At 70.8% G+C, this 17,452-nt stretch carries 16 protein-coding genes; 7 read left to right on the plus strand and 9 right to left on the minus strand.

All coding sequences use genetic code 11. The features are described 5' to 3' along the window. The first annotated feature begins 103 nt into the window (after positions 1 to 103). Both H9Y04_RS34775 and msrA read left to right on the plus strand, forming a co-directional pair. Positions 104 to 1,222 carry a hypothetical protein gene (locus H9Y04_RS34775; RefSeq protein WP_187818142.1) on the plus strand — a complete coding sequence of 373 codons (1,119 nt, stop codon included), beginning with the start codon at positions 104 to 106 and terminating at the stop codon, positions 1,220 to 1,222. Between the two features lie 147 nt (positions 1,223 to 1,369). Continuing rightward, on the plus strand, positions 1,370 to 2,032 hold the full coding sequence (msrA, locus tag H9Y04_RS34780; protein ID WP_187818143.1) for a peptide-methionine (S)-S-oxide reductase MsrA: 663 nt from the start codon (positions 1,370 to 1,372) through the stop codon (positions 2,030 to 2,032). A gap of 34 nt (positions 2,033 to 2,066) precedes the next feature. Here the strand turns inward: msrA and H9Y04_RS47065 are convergent, their stop codons facing one another. Beyond that, positions 2,067 to 2,795: a class I SAM-dependent methyltransferase gene (locus tag H9Y04_RS47065; RefSeq protein WP_187818144.1), complete on the minus strand. Its 729-nt coding sequence runs from the start codon at positions 2,793 to 2,795 to the stop codon at positions 2,067 to 2,069. Positions 2,796 to 3,003: 208 nt separating this feature from the next. On the opposite strand from H9Y04_RS47065, the gene H9Y04_RS34790 reads away from it, so the two are divergent. The 3 genes from H9Y04_RS34790 (at position 3,004) to H9Y04_RS34800 (ending at position 4,765) form a co-directional block, all read left to right on the plus strand. After that, on the plus strand, positions 3,004 to 3,783 hold the full coding sequence (locus tag H9Y04_RS34790) for a leucine-rich repeat domain-containing protein (protein ID WP_236071831.1): 780 nt from the start codon (positions 3,004 to 3,006) through the stop codon (positions 3,781 to 3,783). Between the two features lie 66 nt (positions 3,784 to 3,849). Then, on the plus strand, positions 3,850 to 4,095 hold the full coding sequence (locus H9Y04_RS34795; protein WP_187818145.1) for a DUF8825 domain-containing protein: 246 nt from the start codon (positions 3,850 to 3,852) through the stop codon (positions 4,093 to 4,095). Between the two features lie 97 nt (positions 4,096 to 4,192). After that, a complete protein-coding gene (locus H9Y04_RS34800; RefSeq protein WP_187818146.1) occupies positions 4,193 to 4,765 on the plus strand; it encodes a GNAT family N-acetyltransferase in 573 nt (190 codons plus the stop codon). A 40-nt stretch (positions 4,766 to 4,805) separates the two neighbouring features. Here the strand turns inward: H9Y04_RS34800 and kilB are convergent, their stop codons facing one another. Beyond that, on the minus strand, positions 4,806 to 5,270 hold the full coding sequence (gene kilB, locus H9Y04_RS34805) for a plasmid transfer protein KilB (RefSeq protein WP_187818147.1): 465 nt from the start codon (positions 5,268 to 5,270) through the stop codon (positions 4,806 to 4,808). 120 nt (positions 5,271 to 5,390) lie between these two features. Between kilB and H9Y04_RS34810 the strand changes: the two genes are divergently transcribed. Beyond that, positions 5,391 to 6,164 carry a formylglycine-generating enzyme family protein gene (locus tag H9Y04_RS34810; protein WP_187818148.1) on the plus strand — a complete coding sequence of 258 codons (774 nt, stop codon included), beginning with the start codon at positions 5,391 to 5,393 and terminating at the stop codon, positions 6,162 to 6,164. A 40-nt stretch (positions 6,165 to 6,204) separates the two neighbouring features. Here the strand turns inward: H9Y04_RS34810 and H9Y04_RS34815 are convergent, their stop codons facing one another. The 3 genes from H9Y04_RS34815 to H9Y04_RS34825 all read right to left on the minus strand — a co-directional run bounded on the left by H9Y04_RS34815 (position 6,205) and on the right by H9Y04_RS34825 (position 9,552). Beyond that, positions 6,205 to 7,092, minus strand: coding sequence for an alpha/beta hydrolase (locus tag H9Y04_RS34815; protein ID WP_187818149.1), 888 nt, complete (start codon positions 7,090 to 7,092; stop codon positions 6,205 to 6,207). A gap of 162 nt (positions 7,093 to 7,254) precedes the next feature. Further along, complete coding sequence (locus H9Y04_RS34820; protein ID WP_187818150.1) at positions 7,255 to 8,250, minus strand: ketopantoate reductase family protein; 996 nt, start codon at positions 8,248 to 8,250, stop codon at positions 7,255 to 7,257. 258 nt (positions 8,251 to 8,508) lie between these two features. After that, entirely contained in the window at positions 8,509 to 9,552 is a 1,044-nt protein-coding gene (locus H9Y04_RS34825; protein WP_187818151.1) for an NAD(P)-dependent alcohol dehydrogenase, read from the minus strand. 159 nt (positions 9,553 to 9,711) lie between these two features. Between H9Y04_RS34825 and H9Y04_RS34830 the strand changes: the two genes are divergently transcribed. After that, a complete protein-coding gene (locus H9Y04_RS34830) occupies positions 9,712 to 10,611 on the plus strand; it encodes a helix-turn-helix domain-containing protein (protein ID WP_187818152.1) in 900 nt (299 codons plus the stop codon). Positions 10,612 to 10,639: 28 nt separating this feature from the next. Here the strand turns inward: H9Y04_RS34830 and H9Y04_RS34835 are convergent, their stop codons facing one another. The 4 genes from H9Y04_RS34835 to H9Y04_RS34850 form a co-directional block, all read right to left on the minus strand. Then, positions 10,640 to 11,419: a group II truncated hemoglobin gene (locus H9Y04_RS34835; RefSeq protein WP_187818153.1), complete on the minus strand. Its 780-nt coding sequence runs from the start codon at positions 11,417 to 11,419 to the stop codon at positions 10,640 to 10,642. A gap of 90 nt (positions 11,420 to 11,509) precedes the next feature. Next, complete coding sequence (locus H9Y04_RS34840; protein ID WP_187818209.1) at positions 11,510 to 14,797, minus strand: S8 family peptidase; 3,288 nt, start codon at positions 14,795 to 14,797, stop codon at positions 11,510 to 11,512. Between the two features lie 226 nt (positions 14,798 to 15,023). Further along, a complete protein-coding gene (locus tag H9Y04_RS34845; RefSeq protein ID WP_187818154.1) occupies positions 15,024 to 15,707 on the minus strand; it encodes an ABC transporter ATP-binding protein in 684 nt (227 codons plus the stop codon). A gap of 113 nt (positions 15,708 to 15,820) precedes the next feature. Continuing rightward, the gene (locus H9Y04_RS34850) at positions 15,821 to 17,284 is read right to left on the minus strand and encodes an ABC transporter permease (protein ID WP_187818155.1); all 1,464 of its coding nucleotides are present in this window, start codon (positions 17,282 to 17,284) and stop codon (positions 15,821 to 15,823) included. Between the last annotated feature and the right edge of the window lie 168 nt (positions 17,285 to 17,452).

A 17,452-nucleotide genomic window follows, 5' to 3' on the forward strand; every position in this document is an offset into this window, starting at 1 on the left:
AAGACGAGCCCGCACGCGCCACCCACCCGCACCCGAAGACGAGCCCGCACCCGACCCACCACCGCCCCGTCACGTACCCAGAGCGTTATGGAACCCTTGGAGCATGGAGATTCTCTGGGTCCTGATGGCCCTGCTCATGCTCGGCGCCGCACTGAGCCCCTTCCTGCGCCGCAGCCGGGGCGGCATCCGCCTGACCTCCCCCGGCGCCCCCGACGCCGCGGACCCGGCGAACTACGGCTTCGCCCTCGAGGAGGAGCTGGACATCCGGATGCCCGGCCCGGACCAGGACCTGCTCGACGTCCTCGACGTGGTCCAGGGCACCCAGAGCTGGAAGGCCGCCTCGCAGCTGCTCGCCGGCACCCCCGTCGAGGGCGAACTGCGCTGGCAGCGCGTTCAGGCCTTCGCGGGCGCTGCCTCCCTGGAGCTGGCCAATCGCCCGGGCGGCGTCAGCGATACGCCCGGCGGGCAGTGGCTGCGGGTGTGGCGGGCCGAGGCGCCCAAGGACGCGGGCGGTGCGATGGTGCACGCCGAGTTCCTGGTGCAGCAGGCCTTCCGTACCGCCGTACCCGGCACCGACGAGCACCGGATCATCCTGGAGGAGGCGAAGGCCGCCTGCGGACAGGCCGCGCTGCTCGCCCCCGGCGACCCCGTGCCGTACATCATCGAGCTCGCGGTCGCGCGTGCCCTCGGCTACCCGCAGCCGGAGTTCGACCAGCTGTGGCTGAAGATCCTGGACCGCGCGCCGCAGCACATGGGCGCGCATCTCGCGGCGCTGCACTACTGGACCGAGAAGTGGCACGGTTCGCGCGAGCAGTCCTACGAGTTCGCCCGGGCCGCGGCCGCCCGCGCAGCCCAGGGTTCGCTGCTCTCCGCGCTGCCCCTGTTCGCGGTGTACGACCACCTGCCCGAGGTGCAGACGGTCAGCAGCTTCTGGCAGAGCGAGGTCGTACGGCACGCGATCGAGGGCGCGCAGTACGCGGTGCACTCGGCCCGTCCCGACGACCCGATGGCCCCGCACGTACGGCATCTGCTGATCTTCTTCCTCGTACGCTCCGAGCGCTGGGGCGAGGCGATGCAGCAGATCGTGGCCGTGGACGGGCATGTGGGCGCGCTGCCGTGGACGCTGTCCCCGAACCCCGCAGGCGAGTACGCGGTGTTCCGTGCGCTGGCGGTCGCGGGCTACGAGGCGAACGGGGGCAGCCCGGCGACGCTGCCGCACTGAGCCGTTTCCCGAGGCGCCGTTTCCCGAGGGCACTTCGGAGTCTTACCGAACGCTGACGTGGCGGGGGTGGGAGGAATCCTGTCCCCGCCTCGTGCGTTCCTCTGACAGAGCGGCCCGGCCGACCGGGCCCCGTACGGGAGGAAACACATGATCTTCGGCCGCATCCCCCAGCTCCCCACCCCGGAGGAAGCCCTCCGCGGCCGCCCGGAGCCGTCGTACGGCGTGCCCGACAAGCACACCGTCCTCGGCAACCCGCTGCTCGGCCCGTACCCGTCGGGCCTCGAGGTCGCGGACTTCGCGCTCGGCTGTTTCTGGGGTGCGGAGCGCAAGTTCTGGCAGACCCCGGGCGTGTGGACCACGCTGGCCGGCTATCAGGGCGGCTACACCCCGCACCCCACGTACGACGAGGTCTGCTCCGGCCGTACGGGCCACACGGAGGTCGTCCGCGTGGTCTTCGACCCGGCGGTGGTGTCGTACGAGTCGCTCCTGAAGCTCTTCTGGGAGTCCCACAACCCGACGCAGGGCTTCCGCCAGGGCAACGACGTCGGCACCCAGTACCGTTCGGCCATCCACACCCACTCGGACGCCCAGGCCGCGGCGGCCCAGTCCTCGCGCGAGGCGTACCAGAAGGTCCTGACGGGCTCGGGCTACGGCGACATCACCACGGAAATCCTCCCGGCGGCGGACCGTCCGTTCTACCCGGCGGAGGCCTACCACCAGCAGTACCTGGACAAGAACCCGGCGGGGTACTGCGGGATCGGCGGGACGGGTGTGTCCTGCCCGATCGGCGTGGCGAAGGCGGAGGGCTGAGCGCGGCTGCGCATCGGGGTCCTGGGCTCAGGGATCAGATCCGCCGCATCCGGTAGGCGCAGGTCCGGTACGGCACGTCGATGGTGTCGCGGTCGGCGAGGGCTGGGTCGGTGGTGGCCAGCTCGGTGATTTCCCGGTCCAGGCGGGCCTGCTCGGCGGCGTCGGCCGTCAGGTAGGAGGAGCGGGACCGCACCAGGTCGGTCAGGCGGTCCGTCGGGACGGTCACGGTGTGCTCGGTCAACCCGCGTTCGGGGTCGGTGAACCACGGCGTCACGGGCCCGTACGGCCAGGCGCTCTCCATGCCGTATCCCTCGCTGCCGACGATGCCGGACAGTGCGGCCACCCACGGGGTCCGGTCGTCGCGGATGTTCCACATCGCGGCGAGGACGCCGTCCGCGCGCAGCACCCGGTGCATTTGCGGCAGGGCGTCCTGCGGGGTGAACCAGTGGTACGCCTGCCCGACCACGACGGCATCGACGGACTCGTCCGGCAGCGGGATGTCCTCGGCGCTGCCGGCGAGGATCCGCGTGTCCGGGTGGCGTTCGGCGGCCACGGCGCGCATCTGCTCGTCGGGCTCGACCGCGATCACCTCGTGTCCGGCGGCGTGCAATGCCCCGGTCAGCAGCCCGGTACCCGCCCCCAGGTCCAGGACGCGCACCGGCTCGGCGCCGATCGCCCAGGTGATCGCCGGTACGGGGTAGGTGGGGCGTATCGAGTCGTAGAGCCGGGCGGTGGAACCGAAGGACAGGGCAGGGCTGGACATGCTCGTGTACGTACCCGCATCCGGTCGGCAGCACCCGCGCGCAGCGGCAGCCCGGGCACGGTGCCGACGACTGCGGGCGGCGTGCCCCGTCACCCGCGGGGTCGGCGTCGGGTGAGCTGCGGACACGGAGACCGCCCCGCGGGCCGTGCCGGCGACGAGCACAGCCGTATGGCGGACCCGGGGGTGCGGGGGTCCCTATCGTTGCGCCATGACGGACGAGCAGCGGCCCGCGCGGGTCTTTCCGAACCGTTGTCCCGAGGCGTTGGACTCCCGGCCGAGGGTGCCGCAGGACAGCTGCAGCTGTCTGAGCCGGCCCGGCGCGGCGCCCGGCTTCCACGCCGAGATCCAGGACACCACCGCTCCGGGCTGGCTCCGGCTGCTCGAGATGATCGACGAGGCCGCGGCCGACAGGCGCGAGGAGTTCCGTCCGCTGCGGGAGCTGAGCCCTGAGCACCGGCGGCAGATCGTGACGCTGCCGGCCTCGATCGGGCGGCTGACAGCGGTGCGCGCCCTTGTGCTGTACGGGAGCAACCTGGTCCGCATCCCTCCGGAGATCGGCGAGATGGCGAGCCTGGAGGAGTTCGACCCCTATACGTCGGGACGGCTGCACTGGTTCCCGTACGAGATCACGCGGTGCACCCGGCTGGCGAGGAGCACGGTGAGCACGCGGGCTCTCTACGGCAACTTCAAGTTCCGGCCGCCGTTCCCGCAGCTCCTGCCGCCCGGCGGCACCGCCCTCGACCTCGACGGCCTGGCTCCCGACCGCTGGGGTGCCACCGGGGCCCGCGCCTGCAGCGTCTGCGCCGGGCCCGTCCCGGCGACGGGCCCGTACCAGGCGTGGCTGTCCCGGGTGGTGGCGACCGATGTGCTGCCGCTCCTGGTGAACGCCTGCTCCCCGGCATGCCTCGACGCTCTGCCGCCCGGCGCGAAGGGCTACTTCCCCACGCCTCACCGGGGCGGCGCGATCGAGCAACCGCCACCGCGCTGAGCGTCGAGCAGCCGTGCCGGGGTGTCGACTTGATCAGGAAATCGAACATACGCTCTAATCAACGGCATGGACAGGCCCCGCTTCCCCGACGATCTCCTTGCCGCGCAGACAGCTTGGTACGCGACGTACGAACGCCTCGTGACGGTGCAGGACACGGGCGCCGCCGCCCACCGCCGGCATCTCCTCGTCCTGTCGCGGCGGATCGCGGCGCATCCCTTCTGGCAGACGCCCGCCGGTACGCCGGCCGCTCGCGTCGAGCTGAAGGAGCTCGGCCGGCGGCGCGCCGCGGGCGAAGGGGCCCGGGTGGGCTGACCGGTGGCGGGCCGGTATCAGGCGGGCCGAGAGGTGGCGGGCTGGCGGTGGGGAAAAACCGTTGGGCGGGCCAGGCCGTTTCGGGGATGATCCGCGCGTGGACACCTACCTTGAGACCGAGCGCCTGAGCCTGCGCCGCTTCACCGCCGACGACGCCGAGCTGTTGATCGAGCTGGACAGCGATCCCGCGGTGATGCGCCATCTGACCGGCGGCGTACCGACCGCGCCGGACGTCATCCGCGAGCAGCACCTGCCGAGAATCCTCGCCGGATACGACAAGTGGGGCGGCGACCTCGGGCTGTTCGCCGCGCACGAGGAGGCCGGCGGCGCGTTCATCGGCTGGTTCATCCTGCGCCCCGAGGCGGAGGGCCCCCTCGATGAGGTCGAACTCGGCTACCGGCTGCGGCAGTCGGCCTGGGGCAGGGGTTACGGCACGGAGGGCTCGCGGGCCTTGCTGCGCAAGGCATTCACGGAGCTCGGCGTGCGCATGGTCTGGGCCGAGACGATGACCGTGAACCGCGGTTCACGCAACATCATGGAGAAGCTCGGCATGACGCTCGCGGAGAGCATCCCCACGCCGGACGACATGGAGGCGATCGAGGGCTCGGAGCACGGCGGAGTGCGGTACGAGATCACCAAGGAGCAGTGGGAGCGGCGAACGGAGCGGTAACGGCGCCGGCGAAGTCCTGCGCGCCCACCACGACTGCGGCCTAGAGGTGCCGCTTCGCCGCCATCACCAGCTGCCGGATCGCATCCCGCGTACTGACTCTGAGCTCGTCCAGCTCGGTCCTGGTGCCGGCCTTGGTCAACGCGGTGATCTGGTCCAGGACGTCCTCGGCGGACTGGACCAGGCCGGCGTCATCCGTGAGCATCTGCGCGCGGAACAGCGCTTCCTGGGCACCGGAGCGGAGCCCGTACGCGCGGATGCGTACCGTGTCCGCGTCTTCCGGGGGCGGCTGGTCGTTCGCGCAGAACCACAGATGCACAAGACAGCGGCGGTAGTTGACCAAGGTGCCCGCGTATGCGGAGTACGCGTTCAGCCGTTCCTGCCGAAGCCGCTCGTCCCGCGCGAACGCATGCCCCTCCACCGCCGTGCGCCGCTGAACGGCCAGCGTGATGCCGGAACCCAGCAGGGTGCCGAGGACGGCGACGGCGCTCGCAATGATCGCTTCCACCCGCCAAGGCGATCACATCCCCTCGGACGCGGCGGAGAGTTGTCCCACTCGTGACCTCGGCGCACCGGCCGAACGGGCCGCCGTCGGGCGGTGTGCAGGTGGCTGTTAGCGTGCCGCGGCATGTGGATACGTGAGCTGGTGGGCGGGCGGGCCGCGTGGCGGCATGCCGCGTCCGGGGTCGTTTTCCGTGAGGTGCCCGGCGGGGTGTTCTCCATGGGCTTGTCGGATGCGGAGCTCGATGCCGTACGGGCCATCGAGGAAGCCGATCAATTCGAGGACGACCCCGCCGGGTTCTACGCCGGCGCCGATGAGGCGCGGCCGGTACGGGACGTGCATGTGGCGCCCTTCCTCGTCGCCCGGCACCCGCTGACGGTCGCGCAGGTGCGGCACTGGCTCCCGGAGTACGAGGACCTGTACGCCGAGGCCGACACGAACACGGCCCGTCTCGAGGACGACCTGGACGACCTGCTGGCCGCGCTGCCCTTCCGGCTGCCCAGCGAGGCGGAATGGGAGTACGCGGCCAGGGCCGGCACCACGACCCTGACCTTCCGCGGCGACCAGAAGCCCGGCGAGGAGCAGGTCCTGCACGATTTCGCCGACGAGCAGCGCACCGCGGCGGCGGAGAATCCCTTCGGCCTCGCGGCCATGGGGTCGGCGAACGAGCTCTGCGCCGACGTATGGATCCCGCATTACAAGGACGCGCCCGCGGATGCCACGCCCCGCACAGGGCAGGGCTCGCGGACGGTGCGCGGGGGCGCCGCCGACCTCTGGCCGTGGCAGGGCTGCGACGAGTGGCTGCTGCTGCTCTCCGCGACCCGGTACGAGCTGATGAACTTCACCGCGGTACGCCCGGTCGCCCCGGTCCCCGCCGAGGGTGACGTCCTGGGCACGTAGCCGCCGGGGACGCCGACGGCCACGTGGCGGCGTGCGGTGCTCACGGGTGGTCGAGGCCGCCCGTACGCTCGTCGATCCACGTCGACAGGCGGGTCAACAGCCTATCCCCCGTCGGGCTTTCGGGGGTGAGGGCCGTGATCTGGAAGGCGTGGGTGAGGGACTCGTAGGTGTCGGCCTCGACCTTTGTGCCCGCCGTCGACGCCGCCTGTGCGAAGCGGAGGGTGTCGTCGAGGAAGGCCTCTGCGGTGCCGACGAGCATCAGGAGCGGGGGCAGGGACGACAGGTCGCCGTGGTACGGGGACTGCGGGGCCTCGTCGCGGGCGGCGCCGGCGAGGTACGCGTCCGTGATGTGCGTCAACATCGCGCGGTCCACGCCCAGTTCGCCGGACGCGTCGATGGACGGGCTCGCGAGGGTGAAGTCCGTCAGGGGCGAGATGGTGATCGTGCCGGCGGGGAGCTGCCGGCCGGCCGACTTGAGGCGCAGCAGTGCGGACAGCACCAGCGCACCGCCCGAGGATTCGCCGAGGAGCACGATGCGTCCGGCCGGGACGCCCGCCGCCAGCAGGCCCTCGTACGCGGCGACCACGTCGTCGAGCGGCGCCGGGTACGGGTCCGCCGGGGCGAGGCGGTAGTGCGAGACGAAGACCGGGCGGCCGGTCACCTCGGAGAGGCGATGCGCATAGCGCGCGATCAGCTCCGGCATACGGCTGGTGAAGCCGCCGCCGTGGGCATAGAGGATGACGCCGCGGGCGGGGTCGGATCCGGTGGCCGAGACCCAGACGCCCGGGGAGTCCACCTCGGGGAGGGCCTCGGTTCCCGCGCCTTCGGGGAGGGTGAGGTCGAGGCCGGCGATGCCCTTGAGGGCGGCGGCCACTTCGGCTGCGGCGGTGGCCGGGTCGGGGGTCGCAGGGATACGGGAGACGTTCATGATCTCCGGTATAGCTGGCGCGGGAAGGGCCCCGCAAAGGTTTTCCCCTCGCCAGGCCTCCTCGCCCACTGCCCCTCGCCAGGCCCGCCCCGCCGACTCCCCCTCGCCCCACGGCCCTTCGGCTGCCTACCTCCGCCGACTGCCCCTCGCCCCTTCGGCTGCCTACCTCCGCCGACTGCCCCGCCGACCACCCTTCGCCCGCCTACCCCCAGGCCACCCTTCGCCCGCCTGCCCCCGCGCCACCCGATACTCATGCACCCGCAACTGCAGCGTCGCCAGATCGAGAAGCGGTGTCGGTACGTCCAACTCCCGCGCCCGTGCCGTCAGATCGCCGAACAGGTGCTCCGCCTCCGTGGAGCGGCCGTCGATCACGTCGCGGTACAGGGACGGGACCAGCGGGGAGTCCGGGGTGGTCACCACCGTTTCCGTGAAGGACAGTTCGGCCGGCGGCACCGGGTGGCCGGCCGCCGCCGCGATCGCGGACGTCTCCGCGAGGAGCGCCGGGCCGAGCGAGGGACCGCCCGGGACGGCGTTGACGTCGCCCACCGTGCCGCGCCCCAGGCAGGTGAGCGCGCCGATCGTCGTGATGAACGCCCACTTCGCCCACATCGCCTCCAGGACGTCCGCCGACGCGACCGCGTCGATGCCGGGGACGTCGAGGACCTCCCGTACCGCCTCGACACGCTTCGTCATACCGCCAGCCTGCTCGCCGAACGTCAGCTGGGAGAGCGGCGCGAGGCGCACGATGTCGCCCTCGGGCGTGAGGGCCGTGACGACCTTGACCACCCCGCCGAACACCGCGTCCGCACCGAACTCCGCGCTGAGACGGTCGACATGGGCCAGACCGTTGAGGAACGGCATGATCACCGTCGAGGGGCCGACCGCCGGACGGATCGACTCGATCGCCGCGTCGAGCGCGCTCGCCTTCACGGCGAGCAGGATCAGGTCGTACGGCTGCGACACCTCGCCCGGGAGGACCAGTTGGGGCGTCAAGGGCTCCCAGTCCTCCGTGCCCTTGCCCGTGATGCGCAGTCCGCGCGAGCGCAGCACCTCGGCGCGTCCCGGGCGGACGAGGAAGGTGACGTCGCGGTCCGCGCGGGCGAGCAGCGCGCCGAACCAACCGCCTGTCGCGCCGGCGCCGACTACCAGGATCTTCATGGAGTTCCCTTTCGAGCATGCGAGTTCCGCGTCCCGGGCTCCGGGATCGCGTTCCGCCCCGAGTGAATCACCCCGTCTCGCTGGCGCCTACACCGAGCCCGGATCCTGGACAGCCGACGGCGCCCGCCCGGGCGGTCCCCGCCCCCGGACACGCCGAGGCCCGGCCCCCGCAACGGAGACCGGGCCCAACTCACGTACAGCCGAAGGCCGTCGCGCACGTACAGCCAGGGGCCGTCACGCACATACAGCCGAAGACCCTCAGATCGTCGACGTGTCGATCACGAAGCGGTAGCGGACGTCCGAGGCGAGGACGCGCTCGTACGCCTCGTTGATCTGCTCCGCCGGGATGACCTCGATCTCCGCGCCGAAGCCGTGCTCCGCGCAGAAGTCCAGCATCTCCTGGGTCTCCGCGATGCCGCCGATCATCGAGCCCGCGAGGGTCTTGCGGCCGCCGATGACCGAGAAGAGGTTCAGGGAGACGGGCTCCTCGGGGGCGCCGACGTTCGCGAAGACGCCGTCCACCTTGAGGAGGGACAGGTACTGGTCGAGGGGCAGCGGGGCCGAGACCGTGGAGACGATCAGGTCGAAGGTGCCGGCCAGTTCCTCGAAGGTCGCCGGGTCGCTGGTGGCGTAGTAGTGGTCGGCGCCCAGGCGCTCGCCGTCCGCCTTCTTGCGCAGCGACTGGGACAGGACGGTCACCTCGGCGCCGAGCGCGTGCGCGATCTTGACGCCCATGTGGCCGAGACCGCCGAGGCCGACGATGGCGACCTTCTTGCCGGGGCCCGCGTTCCAGTGCTTGAGCGGGGAGTAGAGGGTGATGCCCGCGCACAGCAGGGGCGCGGCCACGTCGAGGGAGATGCCCTCGGGGATGCGGACCGCGTAGTTCTCGTCGACGACGAGGTGCGTGGAGTAGCCGCCGTAGGTGGGCTCGCCGTTCTTGTCGAGCGCGTTGTACGTGCCGGTCATGCCCTGCGTGCAGTACTGCTCCTGGCCGCGCAGGCAGTACTCGCACTCGCGGCAGGAGTCCACGAAGCAGCCGACTCCGACGCGGTCGCCGACCTTGTACTTGGTGACCTCGGGGCCGACCTCGGTGACGATGCCGGCGATCTCGTGGCCGGGGACCATCGGGAAGATGCCCTCGCCCCAGCCGTCGCGGGCCTGGTGGATGTCGGAGTGGCAGATGCCCGCGAACTTGATGTCGATCATGACGTCGTGCGCGCCCACCGCGCGGCGCTCGATGGTGGTGCGCTCCAGGGGAGCGTTGGCGGCGGGGGCGGCGTAGGCGGCGACGGTGGTGGTCATGGTCAGGGGGTTCCCCTCGGTGGGTTCTCGATCTTTGTGCTCGATACGAGAGTGCAGCAGCCGGAAGGTGCTACCCAGCCCACTGTTGTGCCTACGTCCGGGGTTCCTACTACTGGCAGGGTCAGGGTGCGTGCGTACGGCGGAGTGATACTGGATGGCATGACCGACCAGGAACCCGCCCTCGACCGGCGTGCGGAGCTGAGCGAGTTCCTGCGCACCCGCCGCGCCCGGATCAAGCCCTCCGACGTGGGCCTGCCGGACTACGGGCACCGGCGGCGCGTGCCGGGCCTGCGGCGCGAGGAGCTGTCGCAGCTCGCCGGGGTCTCGGTGGCGTACTACACACGCCTGGAGCAGGGCAACGGTGCGAACGTGTCCACGGAGATCCTGGAGGCGATCTCCCGGGCGCTGCGGCTCACCGACGCCGAGCACGCGCATCTGCTGCATCTGACCAAGCCCAGGCAGCACAAGAAGAAGCGCCGCGGCGGCGCCCGGCAGCAGGTGCGGCCCGCGCTGCAGCAGCTGCTCGACGCGATGGAGGGCGTGCCCGCGTACATCGTGGGGCGGCGCACCGACATCCTGGCCTGGAACCGGGCCGCGGCCGCGCTCTTCGGCGACTTCGCGACCTGGGCGCCCGAGGACCGCAACTGGTCCCGGATGATCTTCCTCAATCCGCAGGTCAAGGCGCTGTTCGCGAATCCGGAGCAGAAGGCCAGCGATGTCGTCAGCTATCTGCGGATGGACGCGGGCTGCCACCCCGACGACCCGGAGCTCTCCGCGCTCGTCGGGCAGCTCTCGGTGAAGAGCGAGGAGTTCCGGCGGCTGTGGGCCGCGCACGACGTCAAGGACAAGGGCCACGGCACGAAGGTCCTGCACCACCCGCTGGTCGGCGAGCTGACCCTCTCGTACGAGACGCTGATGCTGGCCGACGACGGTGAGCAGGCGCTCTCCACGTATCACGCGGAGCCGGGCTCGCCCTCGGCCGAGGCGCTGCGCCTGCTCGTCAGCTGGGGCACGGACGCGGCGGCCGAGCGGTCCGCCTCCGTGAAGGATCAGGGCTGACGCAAGGGGTCGGCCCTGACGTAAGGGATCAGGGCTGATACGGCCCTCCCGGCACCCCCCACCCCCAGGACGGCATCGGCTGTACGGGCGGGCAGTCCTCGTCGGAGACGTCGTTGGAGTAGTAGATCGCCATCCTGGTACCCCACTCGATGTAGGCCAGGAAGGCCGAGCGGAACTCGGCGTCGGTCGGCAGCCCGACCTCGTCGGCCGCGTCCTGCATGAGGTTCACCCAGCGCCGGCGCTGCGCCTCGGTGATGTGCTTGCCCAGGTGCTTGGACGCCATGTGCTGATGGCCGCCGAGCTGTTCGCTGTAGGTCTTCGGACCGCCGAACACCTCCGCGATCCAGGCGCCCACATGCCGGGCGTGCTCGGCCGGCAGGTCCTTGAACAGGCCGCCGAGCAGGTCGTCCGCGACGACCCGGGCGTAGAAGGCGTCGGTGAGCCGCTCGAAGATCTTCTCGCCGCCGGCCCAGGCATACAGCGTGGGCACGGCCGCGCCCTGCCCGGCCACCCCGGTCGGGGCGTAGTGCCGCATCTCCTCGATGTGCTTCACGTACGGGCTGATCTCGGTGAAGAACGAACGGAATTCCGCGGAGGCGCGGAAGGTCTCGGTGTGGTCGCTCGTGGAGGTCCAGGTGATGCGCAGGATGAAGCTCTCGGGCTCCTCCTCGCAGCGGCGCAGTTCGTAGTCGACGCATTGCGGCGATGCGGCGAGCGGGCCCGCGGCGCGCTCGTAGGCGGCGACGAAGGCCTCGGCCCCGTCCGCGGGGATGGTGTAGCGGATGTACTCGACAGTCCGGCTGCTCATGTCCGGACCGTACGTCACGCATCCGGCCCGCAGGAACCTCGAAGGTCCCTGCGGGCCGGATCAACTCACCTTGCTTTAGTGGTGGTTGGCCTACTTGCCGTAGTACGCGTCGTAGACCGACATCGCCGTCGTGTTGCCCTTCTTGTCGCCGATCTTCGCGTGGAAGGCGACGGACTTGCCCTTGGCCGGGTTCTTGAACTCGACCTTGCCGCTCTTGACGGTGAGCTGCTTCCAGGTCTTGCCGGCGTCGTAACTGACGTACACCTTCAGGTACTTGAGGTTCTTGCCGGCGGCCGCGCCCTGCACGGTGACCGGCATCTTCACCTTCTTGCCCGCGGCCGCCGTGGAGTCCAGGGCGATACCGGGCGGCGAGAAGCGGGCCACCGAGACCGGGAGCCTGGCCTCGGAGACCTTCTTCGACTTGAAGGTGAAGGTCACGTTGACCTTGCTGGACGTCCGCCCCACGGACAGATCCCGCTTCAGGGACGAGACCATCTTGTACGAGGCCTCCCCGGACGGAACCTTGAAGAAGGCGCCGTCGAGGCTGCTCCGGCTCTCGGCGATCTTCGTGCCGTTGCGGTACAGCGTCGTCTTCGCCGAGGCCTCACGCGCCCCGCCGTAGTGGTTCTTGCCGTCCGCGAGGACCGGGATGCTGGTGTAGATCTCGTTGCCGGTGCGGGTCACACCGAACTCCGAGTTGAGCTTCGGGCCGAAGACGCCGGTGTTGAACGTCTTCGAGTAGCTCTTGCCGCCCGTGAAAGTCTGTGCGCCGCCGAGGTCGTAGTAGGCCTCAGGCACCGGGAGGCCCTGCTCGTCGACCTCGCCGCCGAACTGGAACACGGCCATCGACCACTTGGCCTTGTTCACCGTGGACAGATACAGCGTGCGCTTGCCCGGCGCCTTCTGCTGGACGGGCACCGGCGGCGGGTAGTTGGCGCCGCCCCCGGAGATCTCTGCGGACGGGGCGACCCCTGCGGTCTTGCCGCGCACGGACGCGCCCAGACCGACGGTGACCTTGGCGAGCTCGGAGGACTTGAAGCGCTTGACGACTCCCGAGCCCAGCTTCTTCACGGCGCCGCCGAAGACGACGTCGTACTGGGTCGCGGCGCCCTTGGTCCAGGTGCCGCTCCAGTCCTGCGCGAGACCGGTGGTCTCGGCGCCGAGGTGCGCGGTGCGAATGTCCGCGAACGAGGCGGCGTCCTGGCCGTCGAACCAGCCGAGGCCGCCGGCGTCGAAGGTGTACGTGGTGGCCGCGTGCAGCGGCTTCGCCGCCGGGTCCGGCACCGTGATGGTCTGCGGCTTCGCGGTGCGGGCGTCGAGGGTCACCGAGGTGTTCTTGGTGAGGCTGAGCTTCGGCATGAACAGCAGGTCCACGCCGCCCTTGAAGTCCACCGGGTCCTTGTAGATCCGCGAGTTCACGACGTAACTGCCCTTGGGCAGCCGGATCTTGACCGTGCCCGACTTGTCGCTGAGCCGGAGGTACTGGCCCTTGGCCAGGCTCGAGTATCCGAACAGTTCCGTGGCGTGATCCGGGGCCGGCTGCCCGTCGCGCCCGATGTGCCGCACGGTCAGGTCGTACGACTCGATCTCGTTGTGCACAGCCGCGGCCGTGCGCACCGTCTGACCGCCGCCGGTCGCCGTCACGTACGCGGAGTACGAGCCGAGAACCGCGCCGCCCAGCTTGGTGTCCGCGCTGACGTCGACCGAGGCCGTACCGCCCGCGGGCACCGTGACCTCGGTGGCGCCGAGGGTGAAGAAGCCCGCCGGGGCAGCCCGGCCCTTCGGGTCGTACCCCTTGACCGCGAGCTTCAGGGTGATGTCCTGGGCGCCCGTGTTCTTGTACGTGAGCTTCTCGGTCAGCTTCGGGTCGTCCGTGTGCGGCCACTGGGCCACGCCGAACTGCAGGGGCGACGGGTTGGCGAACACGGTCTGCGTGAGCGCCTTGTCGACCTGGATACGGCCGGTGCCCTGCTGGAACGGCGTGTACGCGGCGGCCTTGGCCGAACCGGTGAGCACGCTCTTGAGCTCGGTGTACGTCCAGTCCGGGTGCTGCTGCTTGAGCAGGGCCGCGGCGCCCGCGACATGCGGAGTCGCCATCGACGTACCGGAGATGGCGAAGTACTTGCCGTCGGGAGTCTTCGGGACTTCCGGTTCCTTGCCGATCAGGCTGTCCTTCGCCGCCGCGGCCATGATGTCGACGCCCGGCGCGGTCACGTCCGGCTTCAGACCGCCGTCACCGATGCGCGGGCCCCTGCTGGAGAACGGGGCGAGCTTGTCGGAGCGGTCGACGGCGCCGACGGTGAGCGCGGCCTCCGCGGTGCCCGGGGAGCCGACGGTCTGCGCGCCGCCCTCGCCCGAGTTGCCCGCCGCGATGGCGAACAGGACGCCCTTCTCCTCGGAGTACTTGTTGACGGCCGCTTCGAGCACGTCGAGCGTGGGCGAATCCGGGCCGCCCAGGCTCATGTTGACCACGTCCGCGCCCTCGGCGACGGCCCACTCGATACCGGCGAGGATGCCCGAGTCGTCGCCGTAGCCGTCGTCGCTGAGGACCTTGCCGTTGAGTACGTCGGCGCCGGGAGCGACGCCCTTGTACTTGCCGCCCGACGCGGCACCCGTACCGGCCGCGATGGACGCGACGTGCGTGCCGTGGCCGAACTTGTCGTCCGTGCCCGCCGAGGTGGAGAAGTTCTTCGCCGCGACGACCTGGTCCTTGAGGTCCGCGTGCGTGGCGTCGACGCCCGTGTCGAGTACGGCGATCTTCACGCCCTTGCCGTCGTAGCCGGCCGCCCAGGCCTTGTCGGCGCCGATCTGCTTGACGCTGCGGTCCAGGCTGGCCTTGCGCACGCCGTCCAGCCAGATCTTCGCGACACCGGACGTCGTGGTGACGGTGCCGCCGCGCTCCTCGGTGAGCGCCTGCCACAGCTCGGCGGTGTCGTCCTTCGGCGTCGTCACGGCCTCGGCGTTCAGGGACTTGAGGACCCTGCGCACCTGTGTGCCGCCCGCGTCGCGCACCTCGGACCTGGCGTCCGCGGCCGCGCCCTTGTAGCCGACGATCACCTTGAGGCCCTTCTTCTGGGCCCTGCGGTTCTCCGCCTTGGTCAGCTCGGTGATGTCGAAGAGCCGGCGGTCGAGCCTGCCCTCGGCGATCAGCCGCTCGGCGTCCAGCGGCACGACGAACGTGTGCCCGTCGAAGCCCTGGATCCGGACCGGGATGTGCTCGCGGCCCTTGGCCTTCTCGACCCGGACGACCTTGCCCTTGGCGTCCACGACCACCCGGTCACCGGTGATCAGCTGGACCCGCTGCTCCGCGGCCTTCGCCCCGGCGCCGGCCGCCGCACTCTGCGCGGCCGGCTTCGCCGTGGCCGCCGGTGCGGTCATTCCCCCCGCGAGCGCCACGGCCGCCGCGACGGCGACCGTGGATATGCCCGCTCTCTTGACGTATCTGCGCAACTTTTCCCCCCTGGTCAGTGCTTCGCGTCATCTATGACGGTCACCGAGGGGGTTCGGTTGTGTGTGCACGGTCAGTTTTCTTTCCGGGTGTGCCGGAGGTCTCTTTCCGGGTACGCCGGAGGGTCATCCCGGCCGTTGCGCAGGTGCCGTGGGCTCAGGCCCTGGCGTTCTCCGTCACCGTCAGACGGCCCTTCCTGATGGTCGCAAGGCGCGGCGCCCGCTTGGCGATCGCGCTGTCGTGCGTGACCATCACGAACGTCAGACCGTGCTCCTTCCACAGCCCTTCGAGCAGCTCCATGATCTCGTCGCGCATCGACTCGTCGAGGTTGCCGGTGGGCTCGTCGGCGAGCAGCACCTTCGGGCGCTTGACCAACGCCCGTGCGATCGCGACGCGTTGCTGCTGGCCGCCGGACATCTCGCCCGGCAGATGGCTCAGCCGCTCCCCCAGGCCCACCGAGTCCAGGGCCTGCGCGGCCCGTTCGCGGCGGTCCCGCGCCTTCAGCCCGAGCGGGACCAGAGCGGTCTCGACGTTCTCCTGGGCGGTGAGCGTCGGGATGAGGTTGAAGGACTGGAAGACGAAGCCGATGTTCTCGCTGCGCACCCGCGTCAGGCGTGCCTCGGGCAGCGTGGCGAGATCGGTGCCGTCCAGTTCGACCTGGCCGGAGGTCGGCCGGTCGAGGCCGCCGAGCATCTGCAGGAGGGTGGACTTGCCGCCGCCGGTGGGGCCCTGGATGACCAGCCGGCCGCCGTCCTCGATGGTCAGGTCGACATCGTCGAGGGCCTGGACGGTGGCTTTGCCGCGGCGATAGGTCTTGGTGACGCCTCTGAGGTGGTACATGGTGGATTTCTCCTGGGACTGTCGTCAGGCGTACGGAAGTTGAGGATTCGGCGCGCCGAAGTGGGGGACATGGCGCGCGCTGCTCGGCGCACCGAAGTGGGGGACGTGGCCCGCTACTCGACGCGCCGCAGCGCGTCCGCGGGCCGCAGCCGTGCGGCGCGCCAGCCGCCGAAGGCGCCCGCGATCAGACCGCCGCCGATGGCGAGAGCCGCCGCGAGGGCGATCGTCGCGAGGCTGACCGGGGCGCCGAGCGCGATGTCGAGGGTGCGTTCGCCCGCCTCGCGCAGCGGGCCGCCGCCACCGCCGGGCCCGGACACGGCGATCCCGCCGCCTCCGCCGCCGCCCGGACCGCCGCCCATCAGGCCGCCGCCGAGTTCGGCGGTGAGCGTCGGCGAGATGGCCGTCACCGCGTAGGCGCCCGCGAGTCCCACACCGATGCCGAGCGCTCCGCCGATCAGCCCGTTGACCAGGGCCTCACCGACGACCTGGCGGGTGACGCGGCCCGACTTCCAGCCGAGCGCCTTGAGCGTGCCGAACTCGCGCACGCGCCGGCTCACCGCCGACGAGGTCAGCAGGCCGGCCACCAGGAAGGCCGCCGCGAGAACCACGTACGAGAGCCACTTGCCCACGTTGGAGGCGAGGTCGGCCGCCGTGTCCAGGGAACCCGAGACGGTCTTGGCGAGATCGGCCGATGTGGTCACGGTGGTGTCGGGGACGTTCTTCTGGATCTCGTCCTTGACGGCCGCGATCGCCTGCGAGTCCGCGGCCTTCACGTACACCGTCGTGATCTTGTCCTTGGCGTCGGCGAGCGTCTGCGCCTGCCGCAGCGGGATGTAGACATTGGCTGCCGCCTGGCCCTTGTCGGCCGTGGCGATCCCGACGATCTCGAACTCCTTGCCCTTGATCTTGAGTTCGCCGCCGACCTTCAGGTCTTCCTTCTTCGCGTACGCGGAGTCGAGCACCGCGACCTTCGCGTCGGTCTCGGACTCCTTGAACGTACGGCCCTTCGTCAGTGTCGACGAGGTCAGCGGGCCGAGGTCCGGCTCGGTGACGTCCGTACCGAAGACGGTGAAGGAGTTGACGCCGAAGTCGGCGCCGCCGCCGCGGACTTCGCCGCTGCCGCCCTTCTGGCCGGGCTGCGCGGGCTGGGCCGGCTTCATCTCGCCGGGCTTGAAGTCGCCGCTCACCGTGATGCTGGTCAGGCTGAGCCCGCCGACCGCGTCCGCGACACCGTCCTGCTCGGCGACCGTGTCGACCGTGGAGGTGCTGAGGGTCTCGAAGCCCTGCACCATCAGCATGTCGTTGGACTGCTCGGCGCCGTCCTGGCTCGCGTCGAACTTGAACCGCGGCCGCTGGGGCGCCGCGCCCTCCTCGGGCTCCTCCTGCGCCTTGGTGACGGTCATGTCCGTACCGAGTCCGTAGAGCGACTCGAGGACCTCGCCCTGGGCCTGCTTCATGCCCGCGGAGACGGAGTTGACCACGATGACCAGAGCGATGCCGAGCGCGAGCCCGGAGGCGACGACGAGCGCCGCCTTTCTGCGACGGCGCAGCTCACGCCGCAAGTAGGTGAAGAACATGCGGCTGAAGGTAGGAACGGCGCGTGATGGCGGGATAAGGGGCGCGTGAGAGACCCATGAGAAGCCCTGCGCCGCTCAAATCCCTTGCCCCGTACGGACGGTGGCCCGCACCTCTCGTCAGTGGGAGAGGTGCGGGCCACCGAGGGATCCCGCGGGGAGTTCAGGTGA

The sequence above is a fragment of the Streptomyces polyasparticus genome (assembly GCF_014493765.1).
Lineage (GTDB): Bacteria > Actinomycetota > Actinomycetes > Streptomycetales > Streptomycetaceae > Streptomyces > Streptomyces polyasparticus.

What these genes read in the sequence shown, in the direction of transcription:
- H9Y04_RS34850 (WP_187818155.1), bottom strand. Translation starts at nt 17,284, where the DNA reads ATGTTCTTCACCTACTTGCGGCGTGAGCTGCGCCGTCGCAGAAAGGCG.
- H9Y04_RS47065 (WP_187818144.1), bottom strand. Translation starts at nt 2,795, where the DNA reads ATGTCCAGCCCTGCCCTGTCCTTCGGTTCCACCGCCCGGCTCTACGAC.
- H9Y04_RS34835 (WP_187818153.1), bottom strand. Translation starts at nt 11,419, where the DNA reads ATGAGCAGCCGGACTGTCGAGTACATCCGCTACACCATCCCCGCGGAC.
- msrA (WP_187818143.1), top strand. Translation starts at nt 1,370, where the DNA reads ATGATCTTCGGCCGCATCCCCCAGCTCCCCACCCCGGAGGAAGCCCTC.
- H9Y04_RS34845 (WP_187818154.1), bottom strand. Translation starts at nt 15,707, where the DNA reads ATGTACCACCTCAGAGGCGTCACCAAGACCTATCGCCGCGGCAAAGCC.
- H9Y04_RS34815 (WP_187818149.1), bottom strand. Translation starts at nt 7,092, where the DNA reads ATGAACGTCTCCCGTATCCCTGCGACCCCCGACCCGGCCACCGCCGCA.
- H9Y04_RS34820 (WP_187818150.1), bottom strand. Translation starts at nt 8,250, where the DNA reads ATGAAGATCCTGGTAGTCGGCGCCGGCGCGACAGGCGGTTGGTTCGGC.
- H9Y04_RS34795 (WP_187818145.1), top strand. Translation starts at nt 3,850, where the DNA reads ATGGACAGGCCCCGCTTCCCCGACGATCTCCTTGCCGCGCAGACAGCT.
- H9Y04_RS34830 (WP_187818152.1), top strand. Translation starts at nt 9,712, where the DNA reads ATGACCGACCAGGAACCCGCCCTCGACCGGCGTGCGGAGCTGAGCGAG.
- H9Y04_RS34775 (WP_187818142.1), top strand. Translation starts at nt 104, where the DNA reads ATGGAGATTCTCTGGGTCCTGATGGCCCTGCTCATGCTCGGCGCCGCA.
- H9Y04_RS34810 (WP_187818148.1), top strand. Translation starts at nt 5,391, where the DNA reads ATGTGGATACGTGAGCTGGTGGGCGGGCGGGCCGCGTGGCGGCATGCC.
- H9Y04_RS34825 (WP_187818151.1), bottom strand. Translation starts at nt 9,552, where the DNA reads ATGACCACCACCGTCGCCGCCTACGCCGCCCCCGCCGCCAACGCTCCC.
- H9Y04_RS34840 (WP_187818209.1), bottom strand. Translation starts at nt 14,797, where the DNA reads ATGACCGCACCGGCGGCCACGGCGAAGCCGGCCGCGCAGAGTGCGGCG.
- H9Y04_RS34790 (WP_236071831.1), top strand. Translation starts at nt 3,004, where the DNA reads ATGACGGACGAGCAGCGGCCCGCGCGGGTCTTTCCGAACCGTTGTCCC.